Here is a 392-nt window from a genome sequence, read left to right on the forward strand (position 1 = left end):
CGCCGGGTCCAGGCGGCGTTCCGGCACGGCCCCGGCCTCGGCGCGCGCCGCACCGACCTGCACAGGGCCCTCCACCAGGCCGTCCTCGACGCCGGGGTCCCCGTCCTGCCGCTGCGCGTGGTCGAGGTACGCCAGGACGCCACGAGCGTGACCGTGCCCGGAACCGGCCTGCGCGCCCGATGGCTGGTCGCCGCGGACGGCCTGCACTCGCCGCTGCGCCGTTTCCTCGGCCTGGAGATGAAGACCGCCGCGCCACCCCGATACGGGCTGCGCCGCCACTATGCGGTCCCTGCGTGGTCGTCGTACGTCGAGGTGCACTGGGGATCCGCTGCGGAGGCGTATGTCACCCCGCTGGGCCCGGCCCTCGTCGGCGTCGCAGTGCTGACGGCCCG

Annotated in this window: 1 protein-coding gene; it reads left to right on the forward strand. The window is 76.0% G+C overall.

The genetic code is table 11. The features are described from left to right. A partial coding sequence (locus BZY54_RS54470; RefSeq protein WP_244217718.1) for an NAD(P)/FAD-dependent oxidoreductase occupies window positions 1–392 on the forward strand: 392 nt, incomplete at both ends.

The organism is Streptomyces carpinensis (assembly GCF_002154505.1).
GTDB lineage: Bacteria > Actinomycetota > Actinomycetes > Streptomycetales > Streptomycetaceae > Streptomyces > Streptomyces carpinensis.